The following is an 18,725-nucleotide window of genomic DNA, read 5'->3' on the forward strand; positions in this document are numbered from 1 at the left end:
ATACTCCCCAAAAAAATTTAACCCTATGTTTAGATTTAGTCTAAATAAAATTATCGCTTCAATCCTATCTATCCTCTTCTGGTTTCCTCCCGTGCTGGCACAGGAAAAAGCTAGGGTGATCAGTAATTCCGGAGAGACTATTCCCTTCGCGACGATTCAGGTAATGAATGGAAAAGGGATCACAACTGACCTGGAGGGGAGGTTTGATTTGGATCAAGAATTGAGAAATAAACGGTTCCAGATTTTGGCATTAGGCCACCAGTCCAAATGGTATTATTTAACTGATCATGATACGATTACAGTATTTAAGCTCAAGGAGGAAATCAATGAACTGGACCCCGTGGTGGTCACAGGAAATTACGAACCACAATCTGCCAGAAATTCGGTATACCAAGTTCGGTCGATTGAAAAAGAAACGCTTCAAAACAGGGCCTCCACTACCATTCAGGAAGCTTTAAATACCCAACTGGGAATTCGGTTTAGCCAGGACAATGCATTGGGATCCTCGAATATGGAACTTCTTGGATTGTCCGGACAAAATGTGAAAATCCTTGTCGATGGAGTACCCATGGTGGGAAGACAAGGAACTTCCAACGAAATCAATATCAATCAAATTGATGTAAACCGAATTGAACGCATCGAAATTGTAGAGGGGCCCATGTCGGTGGTATACGGAGCGGATGCACTGGCCGGAGTAATCAACATCATCACCAAGAAAGACCTGGGAAACACCTGGAGTTTGTCGGCTAGAATCCAGGAGGAAACTGTCGGATCGGAATACCAACCCTTTACCCGCAAAGGCAACCACACCCGCAGTGTTTCCGGGAATTATGGGATGAATAAATGGAACTTCGGAGCATCTTTCTCCCAAAACAATTTCGGGGGCTGGAAAGGCAAAAAAACAGGTCGGGACTATGAATGGCTGCCAAAAGATCAGATTTTTTTGAATCTGAGCGCTTCCTGGACAGGTAAATCTTTCTATGCGGACTATCAATTGGACTACCTGGATGAAACGGTATTTTCTTATGGTGCAGATGCACGGTTTGAAATTTTAGATCAACAGTTCATCACCTCCAGATGGATGCACAGAATAAGTGGAAGATGGGAATCCTCAAACGGCATTGGCCTTACCTGGCAAGGTGCCTATACCGATTATTCCCGGGACTCTGAGACCTGGGTGACCCAGGTCTACAGTGGCGAAAAATACCAATCCCAAGCAGAAGGGGCCAATTCCACCATCCATTACCAAGGCTTCACCTGGAGAATGATGGTGGATTGGAAATTAGGAAACACGCTACGGCTAAATCCAGGGGTAGACATTCATCTTGAAAAAGGAGCAGGAGAACGGATTGTATCCAATGATGGAATCCGGGATTATGCAGTTTTCCTTTCTGCAGAATGGGTACCCAACCCAAAAATCAGTATCAAACCTGGAATTCGGAAAACCTGGAATTCGGCTTATGAGGCACCTCCGATCATCCCTTCGATCAACAGCAAATGGAATCTCTCAGATCAGTTGGCCATTCGGTTTGCCTATGCTTATGGCTTTAGGGCCCCTTCCACCAGAGAATTATATTTTAATTTCTTCGATGCCAGTCATCGCATCTCTGGCAACCCAAACCTCAAAGCAGAAAACTCCAATAGCTTCAACGGTTCCCTGGATTGGAAAAAGCAAGTTTCTCAAGGGATTCAATTGAAAACGGTACTCAGTGGGTTCTATAATGACCTCTCCAATAGAATCGCCTATGCTCAGGATCCTGACAATATGCAGGTCACTACCTTGATCAATGTAGATAGGTACAAAACGACTGGACTTACCCTAGGAGAAAGCCTTTCCATGAAAAACTGGAATTTCAACCTAGGCTTTTCCTACATAGGCAGGTACAATCAACTATCCCAAGAGGAATCCAACCTTCCTGCTTTTGTTTGGACTCCAGAAATCACCTCTGACATTTCCTACCAGATTAAACCATGGAAAACCACGGCCAGTCTTTTTTACAAATGGACGGGAAGCCTGCCAGGGTATGAAATCTCTTTAGATGAAAATGGAAATCCCCAACCAAAAGAAATAGAATTGGACGGATACCAATGGATGGATCTCACCTTCAAAAAAGAGATCCGAACAAACCTGAACGTCCATATGGGCATAAAAAACCTGTTCAACATTACCCAAATCAACAGCAGTTCGGAATCCGGCGCTGCGCATGGCATGGGGTCGCAAAGACCCATAGGCTATGGAAGATCCTATTTTCTGGGGCTTACTTATCAATTAAAAAACTAACCAATTTTCAATATTCTATACCATGAAAAACAATCGATTACTCACCATCTGCTCATTATTCATAGGAGCCAGTCTATTTTCATCTTGCAAAGATGATTCAGCTCCAATGGTCATTCCCCCGGATGAATCCGGATGGATGGAGGTAAATGGCGGTGGAGCTACCTATCCTAATACTGCTTTTATCAAATTGAGATCAAGTGAACAAACTGCCGTCAAAAGAACGGATTGGGACCTGGCATTTTATACCGGATCCGACTTCAAGGTGTTGATCAATGGAACGACAGGAGCCATGGCCTCTGCCACTGGAAAAACCTCATTGGAGGAGGTTGGAGCCGAAGAAATCTCAGCGGCTGAATCATCTGGAGAACTCCTGCTCTCCTTTACCAACCTGGAGGGGATTCTTCATGTAGATGACCCTTCTAATCCCTTGGAAAACCCCATTATAGCCCCAATCAGTGCATCAGATGATGAAAATGAAGTATACCTCTTAAACAGAGGAACCAGTGGAGCCACTGAAAGAACCTGGAAAAAAATCAAAATCACGAGAGCTGATTCCGGATACCTTTTGGAGCATGCTGATGCAACTGGAAACAGCTCTTCCTCCCTTGAAATCCCCAAAGATGATTCATACAATTTTGTGTACGTTTCCTTCGAGCATGGACTAGTGGAAGTAGAACCCGCCAAAGCAGATTGGGACATTGCCTGGACAGCAGGTACCTCCTCCACTCCTTACCCTCAAGCATCCAATGGAACCTTGGCTTATTTTTTCCAAGATTTGGTTTACCACAACATCTACGGTGGAACCACCACGGCAGAAGTACTGGAAGAGGCTATTCCTTATGAAAACTTTCTCCACTCAGATATCGCTTCCCTGGACTTCAATTCAGACAACAGATTAACCATTGGCTCTTCTTGGAGAGGAGGAGGAGGTCCAAACTCAAGTCCCGCAGTTCTTGAAGACCGGTATTACATTGTCAAAGATTCAGAAGACAATTATTACAAATTAAGATTCCTCTCATTGACGAAAGATGGAGAAAGAGGAAGACCCTCTTTTGAATACGAATTGGTGAAGGAAGATGTATAGTAATGGGTAGTTAACTATTCACTCAGAGGCTGCTTTTGCAGCCTTTGTTGATGTATTCCTACTCCCCACTATACTTTTAAAAAAAGAATCTTTTCCTACCTTAGAAACTGAAATCACAATTCTTTTTAGATCGTTCTAAGCATGTTTCAGAAAAGACCAATCTTTATCATAGTCCTCTTCCTTCCTCTTCTCTTTTTAATCCTGGCTTTTACTTCGCTGAATACAGAAGAATCCCTTCCCAAAACGCTCTATTTAATCGGAGATTCAACGGTTCGAAATGGCGGAGAGGGAAACCTTCAGAGAGGATGGGGAAACTTTTTACAGGAGTTCTTCGATAGCAGCAGATTGAACGTCAGCAATCAGGCCATGGCAGGAAGAAGTACCAGAACCTTCCTGAAAGAAGGAAGGTGGGACAAGGTCTTGAGTACGCTCCAGCCCGGGGATTATGTGATCATGCAATTTGGTCATAATGAAGGATCAGTCCCTGATACAACGAGAGCAGGTTACCGGGGAGTTTTGAGAGGCATGGGAGAGGAAACCAAAGAGCTGATTTGGCCAGATGGTACCATAGAAACGGTGCATACCTATGGGTGGTACCTGGAAAAGTTCATCCAAGATACCAAAGCGAAAGGAGCCACTCCCATTGTGGCATCCATGATCCCTAGAAATAAGTTTCAACATGGTGAAGTGGAAAGGGCCAACCAAGATTTTGGAAAATGGGCAAGGGAAGCTGCAAGAAGACATGGGGTTCCTTTCCTGGACTTAAATACCCTTATTGGGGACCTATACGACACCTGGGGACCAGAGGTCGTGAAAGGGCTATTTGAAAAAGATCACACGCATACCAATGAAGCGGGTGCCAGAATCAATGCCTGGTCAGTGACCCAGGGAATAAAAAAACTGAACAATACTGATTTGAAAGAATACCTGAAAAAAGATCAACCTACGTTGTTCCTGATTGGGGATTCTACCGTGAAGAATGGTCAAGGTGATGGAGCAGGCGGGCTTTGGGGTTGGGGAGATTTTTTAGCTCCTTACTTTGATTCTGATCAGATAAAAGTTCAAAACCATGCCCTTGGAGGCACCAGTAGCAGAACCTTTCAGACGTATGGGCTTTGGGAAAAAGTGTTGGATAAAATGGAGCCGGGAGATTTTTTGATCATGCAATTTGGCCATAATGACTCCAGCCCATTGGATGACACCTTAAGAGCCAGGGGAACCATCAAAAGTGCAGGGCTGGAAGCCGAGCATATTTACAACCCGATCACAAAGCAACAGGAAACCGTTTACTCCTATGGCCAATATTTAAGACAGATGATCTTGGCAGCCAAAGCCAAAGAGGTAACTCCCATCGTCTGCTCCTTGATTCCAAGAAATAATTGGGAGAACGGAAAAGTGGTTCGTGCGGACCAAGGATACGGGCTTTGGGCTAAACAAGTAGCTGAAGACACCCACACTGCTTTTATTGATTTAAACACGTTAGTGGCAAACCAATACGATAGCTTAGGTGAAGAATACGTGAGAACTCATTATTTTAACGAGACTGACCATACACATACCATTCAAAAAGGTGCTGAACTAAACGCCCAACTAGTGGCAAAAGCAATTGATGAGCTGACGGAAATTGCTTTGAAGGAATATTTAATGAAGTAAAGTTCGTCTTGATTCGTCTTGAACAATGTATCAAGAGCAGGACATGGAGCTCCTCATGAATGGTTTGAAAACAAATTCTCCTATCTGAAATCTCACATCAAAAATTACCTATGTTGAAAAAATTAGCTTTCCGAATGAAATTGATTCCAGGATTTGAGGAAGAATATGAAAGGCGTCATCAAGAAATCTGGCCTGAATTGGTTGGTTTGTTAAAAGACACAGGAATCGTGGATTACCATATATTTCTGGATAGGGAAACCTCCAATCTGTTCGCTTTTCAAATAATTGAGGGAGATGCAAATTCACAGGACCTTGGAAACACTGAAATTGTTCAGCGCTGGTGGAAATACATGGCGGATATTATGGAAACCAATCCAGACAACTCCCCTGTGTCTATTCCTCTTTTACCGGTTTTCAACTTAAATGAAGCTCAATCCCATGAATAGATTTTTACTTTTTACCTATTTGGCTTTCTCCTCGGTCTTTTTGTGCTGTGCTCCCGATAATAAAAACGCAATAGGCACTGCTGATTGGCCTGAAATCACCCCTACTTCAAAGCCCTGGACAAGATGGTGGTGGATGGGAAGTGCTGTAGATCAACAAAACCTCTCTTCCCTACTGGAACAGTATCAGGAAGCAGGGTTGGGAGGCGTGGAAATCGCTCCTATCTATGGAGCGAAAGGGTATGAAGATCGCTATCTGGATTACCTGTCGGAGGATTGGTTGGAGGTGCTGGAGTTCACCATACAAAAAGCAGATTCCTTGGGTATGGGAGTGGATTTTACCCAAGGTACAGGCTGGCCTTTTGGCGGTCCTCAGGTAAACTTGGAGGAAGCTGCCAGTGCCATGAACATACAGGATTATGAAATTCATGATGGCAAGAGGCTTTCCGACCCGATAATCTTCCAAAGAAGGAATGAAAACCAACCCCTTGCCAAACTGGTTGCCATCATGGCTTATGATGAACATATGCATGCGAAAGAGGTGACCGAATTCTTAAAGGAGGATGGGATGTTAGAATGGGCAGAACCTGGAAACTGGAACATCAAAGCAATCTTTTTAGATAAAACTGGGCAAAAAGTAAAAAGAGCCGCCCCTGGGGGAGTGGGATTTACCTTGGATCATTTCAGCAAGGCTGCAGTAGACTCCTATAACAGCTATTTTGAAACTGCACTGAGCGGAAAGGATTATGGATTCAGGGCTTTTTACAATGATAGTTTCGAGGTATATGGTGCTGATTTCACCGCTGGTTTTTTTGAGGAGTTTGAACAATTAAGAGGATACGACCTGAAGGAATATTTACCTTATTTGGAAATGGAAGAGGGTTCTGAAATCGTCCGCAGGGTAAAATCGGACTATAGGGAAACCATCAACGATCTTCTCCTGGGTAATTTCACAAAAAACTGGACTACCTGGGCGCATACCCAAGGAAAGATCACGAAAAATCAAGCACATGGTTCTCCGGGAAATTTATTGGATTTATATGCTGCGGTGGACATTCCTGAATGCGAAACGTTCGGGTCCAGTTATTTCCCTATCCCAGGATTGAGGAGAGATAGTGCCGATATCCGCAATGTGGACCCAGATCCCATCATGTTGAAGTTTGCTTCTTCAGCAGCACATATCACCGGAAAAAACCTCGTTTCTTCTGAAACCTTTACCTGGCTGGGAGAGCATTTCAAATCCTCCTTTTCCCAAATGAAGCCTGAAGTGGAACAGGCCTTTTTAGCTGGTGTCAATCATATATTTTACCATGGAGTCACCTACAGCCCCGAAGATGTCTCTTACCCGGGATGGCTTTTTTATGCTTCCTTAAACCTCACCCAGCAGAATAGTCTTTGGCCACATATTGATGAATTCAATCAGTTCATCACCAGAACCCAATCCATTCTCCAAACAGGTAAACCTGACAATGAATTATTGGTCTATTGGCCCGTGTATGATGTTTGGTCGGCGCCAAAAGGAAAGATGGAAATGATTACCGTGCATGCAGTGGATGAATGGCTTCACCCGACCGAATTTTACAAACAGTCCAAAAACCTGATGGATTCTGGATATTCCCTGGATTTTATTTCAGATGACATGATTTCAACATCAAGGGTGGAGCAAGGAAGAATTCAAACTTCCGAACAGAACCAGGCTCAGGTATTAATCATTCCCTCAACGGAATTCATGCCCATTGAAACCCTCAAGAATATCTTAAAACTGGCGGAACAAGGGGCACATGTGATCTTTCAGTCAAAACCCAAGTCCACCCCAGGTTATCCTATCGATCAAGCTGCAATGCAAGCAGAACTGGATCAATTATGGGAAACGCTCAATTTTGAAAATGGAAAATCCGAGCATGGAAATGGACAAGTAATTTTGTCCAACTCCATCCAATCTGCCTTGGAAGAACTAGAGATAGAAAGAGAAACCTTGGTAGACTCAGGGCTGGATTTTATACGTAGGAAAACGGAAGATGGTACGTATTACTTTCTTGTCAACCATAGTCCCCATGAAATCAACCAAACTATATCACTGAATGTCACTGCGGAACAATTGGTGGCAATGGATCCATTGACCGGAAGCAGGGGAATCTTGGAATCGAATATTCTAGGCAGCAAAACCAATACGTCAATCTTCTTAAAATCTGGCGAGTCCATTTTTATCAAAGCATTGGAGGAATCTATAGAAACTTCGCTGCCAAGTTGGCCCGATTACAGCAAGGCTGAAAGAAAACAAGACCTCTCTACCAATTGGAGCTTAACATTTAAGGAGGGTCAACCCCACCTTCCTCCCTCCCAACAAATGGACACCATCCAACCATGGACCAACCAGGGAGATCCTAGTGCGGATGATTTTTCCGGACAAGCAGAATACACTTCCAATTTTGATTTGGAAAAAAATGAAGGGAAACGCTATGTATTACAGGTGGATCAAGTGTATGAAAGTGCCAAGGTTTGGATCAATGGGGAGTACGCTGGAGCCATCTGGAGTATTCCTTTTCAACTGGATGTAACCGAGCATCTTAAAAACGGTTCAAACAGCATCAAAATAGAAGTGGCGAATTTGATGGCCAATAGCATCCGTTATTTAGACAGGAATGGAATTCAATGGAGGAATTACCATGAAATCAATTTTGTAAATATTGATTACCAACCCTTTGATGCAAGCAACTGGAATACCATGCCTTCTGGAATTGGAGGAAAAGTTCAACTATTGGAATTTTAAATCTCAGCAACCTTAATCTTCTCTGTCACCTACTCTTTCATTTCCATGACTGGAGGCAAGCCATGGTCAAAATCAATAAGCTGATTTTCTTTTGGGAAATCCCAACTTCCCTGGGGTAATAATCCATGGCATTGCCCTCTTCAACTTATTATGGTAAGTCTTTCTTCTCATAGGTCTTTTTGAGGATAAACCAGATGATGTAACAACCTATGATCAGGCCTGGAACAAAAGACACAATAATTACGGTAATTCCTGTTGACTCACTTCCTGCGCCTATAATATCGAAATTCCCATTAAAGAAGAGAGATAAGGAAATGGTGAAAAAACACAGGATTAAAAACACCAAAAACAAAATTTCCCTGTAAATCATATAGGGCCAATTATCTCCGTAATTCACCAATATCACATATTGGCTCAAAAACAAAACCACTATAACAATCAACAAGATCAGGGAAATCACCATAAATCCATCTCTATAAACATCCCATCTGTCTAGTAAGCAAGCACACTCCGCATCATTTTGAAGTTTATTTTCATATGGACTGATCTTGAAATTATAGGCAGCGACTGAATCCCAAGGACTTGAAATTGAATCTATTCTCATAATTAGATTCTTTCGGGTAAACATAAAATTGGAATCCAGTTCACTCTTGGCTTTTCTATCTAGGGGTGAATAATAGGGATCCGTTTCAAGATCTGAAATTGGGATGACGGCAGTATACTCGGAATACTCACAATAACTATTGAAATCCAACGGGTAGTCCCGGTTATATTTCCCCTGAATGATTTGAATGTCATTACTGGATGCCCAATATAGATCTGAATAAATATAGTTCAAGTTCCCCAAGAGTTTCCCGAGATTGGCAATCCCACTTTTTAGATCAAATGAAAAAATAGTGGACCATAGGGATTTTTCTTCTGAAGACGCTTCATTGTTTAAAGCATAAAAGGATGAATTGAGCAATGGAATGGTGTCTACCTCAAACATAGCCGCAGCCAGTGCATCCTGGAACTCAAAGTTAAAGTCATCATTGCCATACCCCCATACAGCCACTCCGCCCAGTTGTTGCTCCATGGCCCAAACGTATTTTAAATAGAGGCTCTGGCCATCCTCAAACCACACTTGCCTCAATTGATCATGATCCTGGTAATTTATATAGGGAGAGGCTTGCTCTGGATCAAACCCGGAAATATAGATGGAATCATTGCTAAAGGAAATTTCGGACTGAATCCTATTCAGGGTCATTTCTCTTCCGGACCCCGAAGATTTGGAATAGGGTTCAAAGTCCTGCTTAGGCCAAGTAATCCCAAGATATCCTACCGTCATGATCACTTTACTTAATGGCAAGTTCGAGTTCAAATAAAAATTGATGGTTTGCTCAATAGACCCTCGGCTTACTTTGGGATCATGATATAATGGGCTTGGAGAAAATGGGACATAGGAGGCCGTTACATTCAACTCGTTGGTATGAATTAAGTAATAATCAATCACTTGGTTGAGCGCTGCAAAATCATAGGAATAAGACTTTTCCCTGAATTTCAAGGTTCTTAATGCAGGCAAACTCAGACTCAATTCAAACTCCTCAATCCCACTCAATTGACTCTTTAACTTACCGATAAATGAAGAAAATCTACCTGAATATTGCTCTCCGAATTCTTCAAAGTAAATAGTAGCCCCTTTGAGGTGATAGCTTTTGGCATACTGGCTTAAATTCTTTATTAAGGTATTTTGAGCGCTAGTATCCTGAAGGAACCTATTGACTACATAGGCTGATTCACTGAAAATAGACAGGGATAGGTTTTTTCCTTCATTGATGGCATTTTGAAGAATCTGATCAGTTAGGAGAGCAGTTAACTCTCTGGAATTTCTTGGGGATCCATCTGCATTTAAATCGTATCCATACAGAATTAAATCTGTCAAATAACCCAGGTTTTTATTCCTAAGTTGGGACCCCTCTCTATTTGAATACCACCCAAACACTTTTCCCTTGGGTTGAAGGCAGTAAATTTGATTGGTTTCTAAAACCAAGGAATCTAAAATTTCTGAATCGCACCACATGTTCACTTGACGGAGTTGTTGCAATTTATTGGAAACAGCAGTAGCATTTTCCTTGGATTCCTGTTGAGCCTGATCTGACAATCCTTTTAGAACGGACTCCAGCTTAAATTGGATGGAATCAATTTTCTCTTTGGAAGCCTTTGTATCCAATAGGCTGATCGCTTGTTGAATCTGATTCCCCAACTCCATTCCTGTAGTATCATTTGCAGAGATTTCTTGGGCCATTTTCACCAATTCATCAGAGATTGCCGAAATCGTCGCTGTATCAATGCCTAGGTCCTGTTCAGTTGTCAATTCCTTCAGAAAGTCATAAACTGTCTGCCGCTCTCTCTTGATTCTATTATCACGGAATCGAATAGGCTGAATGATTTTTTGTATCAGGGATTTTTTGGTGGTGTCTGCTAAGTTGACGGAATCCAAAACAATTTTAGATGGTGGGATTTCGGTCTGGGCATAATTCTTCGTCGAAACACAAAAAAACATGATCAAAAACCCAACCCAAAAAATAGAATAGGAGCATTTCATACGATAAAATTTAGCCGTTGCTTTCATAGTAATATCATCTCCAGTTTATCTCGATTCCTTTCTTCATCCAGGGTAGTTTGACCATAGATATTCCCCAAGGAATACTATCCAATAATACATCCACGCTCTTCTTTTCCACTACCAAAATCAGTGAACTAAAGCCATGTTCAAGTCTTCCTTCCCGTTGTAAAAATGTTTCCCTTACTGCATCATGAGACACGTTTTTCATTTTTTCCCAATTACTTTTCATGCCTCCCAACATGGCTTCTCCCATGCTTTTTTCATGCTCCGTTAGTTCAATCTCTGCCTCCAAATGCTCCTCCGGAGAAATCCCGGTCAAAAACTTATTGAGAACGAGTTCGTATTCCGGAAAATCTGTATGCCCATATGCGATGTATTGTAAGAGGTGGCAGGCCCTATGTTGTGCCTCTTGAGAAACAAAGCCTGTATTTTCAAGCCATTCCAATTTGGTGAGGAGCATCGTTAAAAATGGCCAGCAAAGTACCAGTCCACCATTTTTTACAAACATTTGATCCCCTTCTTTTAGGTCAACACTGTTATTTTCTTCCATTAATTCAACCTTTAAAAATTGTTCTACCGAAGTTACCACTAGTGAGTCTACCCTACTTTTAAAAGAATCCTGCTTATAGGCCTGGTGAAGAATTGATTTCCAAGGGTAGCCGGAAAAATTCTTGAGTAAATAATGATAGAATAGCAAATAATACCGGGAATCAATCTGCGAATTACCTGACCTGACCTGAAACCATGCAAATGAATAAACTAACCACCGCCACTTGGCAGGGTTGACATTTTTAATGTAAACAAAAGGAGCCAACTCTAAGAGTTTAAGGATGTATTCCTTTTGCCTGGAATCGGAAAAGAGCGATTCAAAAACTCTTCGATCTCCAAACTTCAAAAGCATTTCACGAAGAGGTTCCAAATATTCATCCCCTGCATCCTGTAAAGTCTCAAATAGATTAGGATTTGTATTTTGATAGGAGTTTACTTCCTCGCCCTTAGAGTATTTTTGGATATCTAAATTCTTCTTTAATTCATTCTTGGAATTACCCTGATCATCGAATGAAGCAATTAACTGCTGAAAACCTGGTATTTCCTGACTGAGCTTTTTGGTACTTTTAAGTAGCAATAGAATTGAGTTCCTCTGTGTCAGCCCTTGTTTTGAAAGTAGGCTTTCCAAGGTCCTTGAGTCCAGTTGATATCCCAATAATTTTCGTTGAGAATCAGTGGCATGATCAACCAGGGAGATATATTCCATTAAAAACACTGAAAGGTTTTTGATGGGGCTCCACCAAGGCAAAAACCCTCTCTCTTTTATAAAACCAAAAGTTTCACTCCATCGAAGTAACTCTGCCACTTTGTTTACTGAAGCGGCATCCTGAATGGACTCTAAATGTTTTAAGAAATGTGACTTAATCCTTGAATCCAATTGACTTGATTGCTCGACTTTTATCTTCAGGTAGGTTTGACTAATCACTTCCTTGTTTTCCCAAATCAATCTATTGACTACTTTCTTGGTGAAAAAATCCAGGTATCCGTCCAAAGAAATCTGATCGGAAAGCGCCCTCCCTTCCCTCAAGAAATCGAGCATTAATTCCTCCAGGTTGGATGGTAGGATAATGTTTGTAGATAAGAAGTCTAAAAAAAATGAATGCACACGAAGTAAGCTGTTAGCCAGCTCCTGCTTAAAAGGTCTGTTTTCCAATAAAGCTGAAACCTGTTCATGAAAAGATAGGGGCCTCTTTTGAGGAATGATGGATGGAGGAGGCAATTCCAAAGACTTCTTTTTTGACTCGAGAAAAAGTCTAGTTTCATTGGGAAAAACAGTGGTCAATTGTTGCCATTCCTTGGGCTTAAGATGGGTGAAAAACACTTCTAAAAGGGCTATACTAATTTTCCCTATGGTCATTTGATCGCCCTGGTTTAGGAGCTGTGCTTCATAAATCAAGGCCCAAATTCTTCTTACCTCTAACCGTACTTTCTGTGAATCAACCATCGAATGCTCACCTTTCTTAACCAAATCAGTAAGATCACCGAGACTCGAATTGATGCGTTTCGAAATGATTGCTCCAAGAACCCCTTTCACCTCTCCATCACTTGCTGCATCTCTCAGAAAAGGATAAAACAAAGCCTGCAACTCAGCCAGATCTTTTCTGGCGGTAAATTTCACCGCTGATAAAAATGGGAGTTTAGCATCCTTGGCAAAAAATGTTTTTGGGTAATTTCTGAAGTTCCTCACCTGTGAAAGAGGAACCAGACTTAAAAATAGTTGCAAATGGAATGTCTTTGATTCCAGTGCATTTTGGGGATGGATTACTTCTAAGATCCGTCTCCACAAAAATTGATTTTGATGATTTCGCTTTGCATGGGAAAGGACTATTTTGTTAATCAAGGTCAATCCTGCCTTGAGCTTTTCCACTGTATGTTCGGAGCTGACTTTATGGAGCTCTCCAAATTCGGAAACCACTAGTTTAAGTTGATCTTCTTTACTGATGGAACGCCCTTGAAACAAAGATTTTAATTCTTCAAAATAACTCCCCATCTGTGGCAAGGAGCGGGATAAGGCCTTTAATAAATCATCCAAATCAACGGTTCCCAGTAAGCCGAGTAACCGTTCTTTTGCCGCTGTAGACTGCGTGTGATAACTGGATAATATTGATGTCACGAACGCATGGTTTGTTGCAACCAATAAATTCATTCCCTGCTGGAGATCAGAGAGACTTAAGTCTTGATGATCGGTCGGTAAAACACCAATTTTTAAATAGCTCTCAATAAGATTTAAATAATTTCTCCATAGGAGTTCATTGGATAAATTCTCTATCTGTTTCCTATTTTCTTGGTGTGGCTTTTGAATATGATTCTGGGGTTCCTCAGGCATCAAAGTGGCTGCTAACAAGATTGTTTCAGGGTTTTTCAGATTTACTTTCTCCGCTATTTTCATTACCTCGCCCCATACCTGAAATGGACTAGATGATACATTGGTGAACGCCTTTGCCAATCCCCCAAACCAGGCTCGGATCGATTCATCATTAATTCTAGTACTAAATGAAATATAGGATCTTATCCCATTGATTATCAATTGGTTTTTACTTTCAATAAAATCAATTCCTTTCAAGGGATGAAGCAGTATGCTATCCAGCAAAAATGACCAAGAGTCGGACTGATCTCCAGCAAGCATAGAAATGATCTGTTGAAGCTGAGTTTCAGAAAGTCGCTCTAAAAAATCAGGATGTGTTGAAATCACATACTTCAATTTAGAGGCATTGGACAAAGCATCCCACCCTTTAAGATCTGTCAAATATGCCAATTGATAGGAATCCAATAATTCAACCCACTCATCTGACACTTGAGTTTCTGGTTTAACAACATCCTCCTGATTAATTGAATTTTTCTTAATTAAGGATACCACCTCCTTCAAGTCTTTGAGCACAAAACTTTGGTCCGCATAGGTTTCTATCGCTGCCTCCAACCTTTTTAATAAAGTGGAAAAACTCAGGTTGTAATGAGCAGCGATCTGTTCTAGCATCTTCTGGGAAAATGCGACTCGGTTCATTTTTGGACCACTGTTCTTTAGGATAAAATTTAAAATAAAGTAGTTAAGTGCCTTCTCAGTGAGATTGATTTGGGTCTCCTCTTTTTCCTCTTTTAATCGAACCTTCCTGATATGGTGCTTATAAGATATAATCCAAGCTCCTTCAACCGGCTCTAAAATCCGGATTAGTTTTTCAACCTGCTCATTATCCATCCCGTAGGCAATCCGTTTCCTTGCATTTTCATTGGAGGCACCCAGATTCAATACAATGGATTTAAGTGATTCTGGTTCCTGCTCAATTAATTGATCTACCAATTCCATCAATTCAAGCTGATTACCCAGCCAGGAAGGGAAATACCCTTTTTGGAGAAATTGGAAAAATGCCTCGAGTAAAAATTCGATATTACTTCCACCGGTACGGTTTATGGATTTGATAGAGGAGGCGTATTTAGAACTCAATATGCCCGATAAGCTTTGTTTTAATGCTTTCTGAATTAGCTCATCCAACGAGTTCTCAAGTTCAAATGGAGTAATCTTTCCTAAATCAATGGATAGTTCATCTAGCTCCAATAAAACTTTTCCGGGCAAAACCTCCTCCAAAACAGTTTCGATGCATTGAGATAATTTGCTGAAAAACACGCTTTCTAAAAACTCATTGGATTTTTTGGCCTGATTCAAGTTGGAATAAGAAAAATCCAACGCTAGGTGTTCGATGATATGAGATGAGGAGTTTTGCATCATTTATCTTTCCTCCTCCCATTTGTGAAGCAATCGAAACAAACTTAAAGAAGTGGAATACAGCTTTTCGCTTTTTTGAATGAGCGCCTCTTTCCAAGCAAAGAATCTTTTTTGAAACTCTTTCATCTCATCCAGGTTTTTCCAATAAACCGATAAATTCAAGTGTGCTGGGATTCTGTTTTTGGCCAAGGTCTCCACATAATGCCTGAAATGAATCTCTTGGAATCTTGCGGGCCAATCTGGTAAAATCAGACTTGTCTTTAGATTGAAAAATGATTCTCCGATAATATCTTTTGAGGGAAGCCTTCTTGCTAAAACCAGTTTGTTCTGCTGCACTCTCCCTTCCTTACTGAGCGTCCCCGTCAATCTGATCTTTTCTACCTCTTTTAACGCTAACACCCCTTGTAACTCCACATCCCCATTCATTAAATAAACCAATCGACGGGTTTCTTCCCATAAATTCTCCACCAATTGATTTTTGGGAAGGGATCCTACCAGCATAGCAGTGGCCAAGGCTTTGCCTTCCTCACTTTTTAGGGTTACTTGAATACCATCGACCTGATAGTTTGAAATGGAAATAGCTGCTTGAAAAAATTCATTTAGCAATTGATTTCTATCTTTTAACGCTTGGTTCCAGTTGGAAGTAAAGGTAACCTCCCCTTTTTCATTGCTCAGATAAAACCCATATTCGGAACCCTTTAGCATCTCTTTCAACAGAATATGATCTACTAAGAAGAGTCCTTCCGAATCCAGATTCATCATCCGGATATGCTGAATGGTAGCTCCAATCCTCCTAAATCCTTCATTCAGTTTTTTGCCTTCCCAGATTCTTACCCAATTAGTAGAAGTCTTTTGGAATAAAATTTCCCAGTTTCTCAACAGTGATTTCTTTTGAGAAATCATATAACTATCCGATTGAAGGGGATTTGCAAAGAGAGTCTTGACTGGTATTTTACCAAAACTCAATCGTTCAGAATTGGAAGGTTCGTTGATCTTCTCCCATTCGTGTTGATTTAAAGAACGATAGGTATTCGTTAATTTGCTCTTATCAAGGTGGGTTTTGGAGGTGGAAAGCTGCTCATCATAGGAAGATGGGTGATGCTTTTCAATCTCTCCTATTAAAGACTCCTGAATTTTACTGATACCAGCCTTCAGGGCAATCAATTTTTCAATCCCATAGGTCTCAGAAGCTTTTTTGCCAGAAAATCTTTGACCAATTCCACGGTAATAATTAAAGCGATCAATTTTTTCCAGTAGGCTTGCTTTGGCGTTTATCAACGATTCCTGAAAACGCTGTTCAGAGGATATCAGGTTTACCTGCCTTGCTACTTTAAAGGGAACTTCACTCAAGTCCTCGCCAAACCTCCCCAGAAAATGATCTAAAATCCTATTCTTCCGGTCATACTTTTGTTGAATTTTCTCTCCTGAAAAATGATTCAAGGATTCGTTGGTCCCTGTCATCTCATCAGGAACACCAGAAGTATCCAGCAATTCTGAAAGGCCAACCACCGAACTTATCTTCTGGGAAAAGTAAGTAGGGCCATCTACGCCTGATTTAGGATCTATTAATTCTGAAAAATTGGATAATTGAGACAGGTAATTGCCCATCAATTGCTCCATCAACAATAAGTATCCTTTCAGCTGATTTGCTTTTGCTTTTCGTTCCTCCGGATCTTGAGAGGACAATCCCTCTTTCCCAATGCCATAGATTCTTGGAAAGTGATGGGATATGGATGTGTAGTTTCCCAAATTCCTAAATCTCCCCTTCAACTTGCTATCAAGGAAACTGTCCTTATACAAATCATGCTGATACTGCCGGAAATTTTTAGACCACAATTCCAATAAAAATTCATCTACCATAGATTGGTTAATCAACTGTGGGTTTTCGTTGACTCGGATTTTCAGTGTATGGTAAATCGCATCAGGATTGGTGATTTTGGTAATCAGATTGAAATATTTCCCTTCCCCAACCTGTTGGGGATCTTCTCCATTTGCAAGTTTTAACTCTAGGTTCCAAGTTTTTTTTACCCCGGCTATCTTTGAAAAAATGCTTTGAAAATTATCTTCGAGTAAGCCTCTCGCTCTAGGTTTCAATTCTTTTGATTTAATAAAACCGCCTTGAAGCTTTGGCCCAGAAAAAATCTCCTTCAAGCTGAGCCCTTCTATCATCAACTCTTCAAAACTGGAATAGGCAACGGTTTGATAGAGGTACTTTTCCAATTCAAAGAGGATTTCTGCCATCACCTTATTGGGCTCAAGCTCCTCTTTAATTTCTATCTCCGCACTCAAGACAAAAGGTTCGGGTTTTAATAAAACCACCTCTTCAAAATACTCTCCCAGATTCCTAACTCCCTCCAAATACGCACGCAGGGATTTTAAAAAACCTTCCTCCCTACTTGGGTTTTGTTCCAGTTCTTTGGAAAATGCCAATGAGGGCATAATCTCCAATTTATAGAGGCCATTTAAGGATTCTGCTTTATACTCCTCTTGAAGAGGAATCAACCAGGCATTTTGAATCTCCTCAAAAGAATCAATGATCAACTTTCTAAAATCTACTAGCGTAACCGGGTGATTACTAAAAACAGCTGAGGGTGAATGGAATGAATTTTTACGGGGGCTAATGAGGCCTTTGGGAGGGGTAGCAAGAATATCCTCGATTGGGAAATTTGTCCGAAAAGCAATATCTGTGAGACCAAAGCATAGTTGCTCTAAAATGGTTACTCCTGGGTCATGGGCGTTATAGTCTGTCCACTCCTCCCCACTTAGTTTTTGGACATAACTTAGCCCCAATTTTTTCAATTCAAAAAAATCTTCAGCAATCGCAAGTTTCTCGTTTTTTAAAAGGGGTTTGCTTTTGGCCATTTAAAAATTAGTTAAAAAATCATCATCCCAAATTTTTGATATCTGATAATATATTTCACAATCGCCCCCATAATTACTAAGGGTTCTGATTTGAAGTCCATAGTCAAAAGTATCCCCCACCCATTTCAGACTGATTTTGTTCCACCAATACCCGTAATAAGCACATGTCTTTGTGATTTTAGGTTTGGACTTCCCATAGGTACTCAAAGCAGTTGCATGAAGTAGTGCATACTTTCCTTGTTGCTTCTTTCCTGCATAGGCCATGATTTCAAATCCTTGGCAACCTGTCAGGCCACTGAGGATCTGATGCCATTTTCCATCGGCTGGGACCCGATCACTTTTGAAACTTCCAACTCTTCCCTTGGAAGCTATTAAGCCGTTGACATCTAATTTTTGGGTTGGAAACATGGTGCCGATTCCTATGTTTCCTTCTTTTTGAAAGTATATAGTGGGAAGATCCGAATCTCCTTCCCGAAGGATCAAGCCCTTGGTTTCTCCCTTTCCATTGGAAATAATCCAACTCGACTTCTTGTCTTTGAGACTATCATAAAAACTGAGTAATTTTTCCTCATTTCCAACTGGAAAAATCATCAATCCATCCTCCTCCGTTTTGTTGATTCCATCATCTACTTTATTGAACATAGAATCAATCAAAATCACAAAATGATTTTCTAAGGGAAGGGCTCCACCTCTAAAATACTTTTTAAGCTGCTCCCGATTATTAATTACTATTCTACCAGAATTTAGTTCTTCCATGGAG

Annotated in this window: 9 protein-coding genes; 5 read left to right on the top strand and 4 right to left on the bottom strand. The window is 41.0% G+C overall.

Features of this window, described 5'->3' with window-relative positions:
• The first annotated feature begins 25 nt into the window (after nt 1-25).
• The 5 genes from BUR11_RS09495 (at nt 26) to BUR11_RS09515 (ending at nt 8,231) form a co-directional block, all read left to right on the top strand.
• Entirely contained in the window at nt 26-2,281 is a 2,256-nt protein-coding gene (locus BUR11_RS09495) for a TonB-dependent receptor (protein WP_074224584.1), read from the top strand.
• A 22-nt stretch (nt 2,282-2,303) separates the two neighbouring features.
• Complete coding sequence (locus BUR11_RS09500; protein ID WP_084560907.1) at nt 2,304-3,365, top strand: HmuY family protein; 1,062 nt, start codon at nt 2,304-2,306, stop codon at nt 3,363-3,365.
• A gap of 141 nt (nt 3,366-3,506) precedes the next feature.
• Nucleotides 3,507-5,018, top strand: coding sequence for a rhamnogalacturonan acetylesterase (locus BUR11_RS09505; protein WP_074224586.1), 1,512 nt, complete (start codon nt 3,507-3,509; stop codon nt 5,016-5,018).
• 110 nt (nt 5,019-5,128) lie between these two features.
• Entirely contained in the window at nt 5,129-5,464 is a 336-nt protein-coding gene (gene rhaM, locus BUR11_RS09510; RefSeq protein ID WP_143185902.1) for an L-rhamnose mutarotase, read from the top strand.
• Complete coding sequence (locus tag BUR11_RS09515) at nt 5,457-8,231, top strand: glycosyl hydrolase (protein ID WP_084560908.1); 2,775 nt, start codon at nt 5,457-5,459, stop codon at nt 8,229-8,231. The genes rhaM and BUR11_RS09515 overlap by 8 nt, the downstream gene beginning before the upstream one ends.
• A gap of 148 nt (nt 8,232-8,379) precedes the next feature.
• Here the strand turns inward: BUR11_RS09515 and BUR11_RS09520 are convergent, their stop codons facing one another.
• Genes BUR11_RS09520 through BUR11_RS09535 form a run of 4 tightly spaced genes read right to left on the bottom strand, consistent with a single transcriptional unit; the run spans nt 8,380 to nt 18,721 of the window.
• Nucleotides 8,380-10,815: a glycosyl hydrolase family 18 protein gene (locus BUR11_RS09520; RefSeq protein ID WP_074224587.1), complete on the bottom strand. Its 2,436-nt coding sequence runs from the start codon at nt 10,813-10,815 to the stop codon at nt 8,380-8,382.
• Between the two features lie 34 nt (nt 10,816-10,849).
• Nucleotides 10,850-15,106: a contractile injection system tape measure protein gene (locus BUR11_RS20920; RefSeq protein WP_084560910.1), complete on the bottom strand. Its 4,257-nt coding sequence runs from the start codon at nt 15,104-15,106 to the stop codon at nt 10,850-10,852.
• Nucleotides 15,107-17,965: a hypothetical protein gene (locus tag BUR11_RS09530; RefSeq protein WP_074224588.1), complete on the bottom strand. Its 2,859-nt coding sequence runs from the start codon at nt 17,963-17,965 to the stop codon at nt 15,107-15,109.
• Complete coding sequence (locus BUR11_RS09535) at nt 17,966-18,721, bottom strand: hypothetical protein (protein ID WP_084560911.1); 756 nt, start codon at nt 18,719-18,721, stop codon at nt 17,966-17,968.
• Between the last annotated feature and the right edge of the window lie 4 nt (nt 18,722-18,725).

It is taken from the genome of Algoriphagus halophilus (genome assembly GCF_900129785.1).
In the GTDB taxonomy this organism is placed as follows: domain Bacteria; phylum Bacteroidota; class Bacteroidia; order Cytophagales; family Cyclobacteriaceae; genus Algoriphagus; species Algoriphagus halophilus.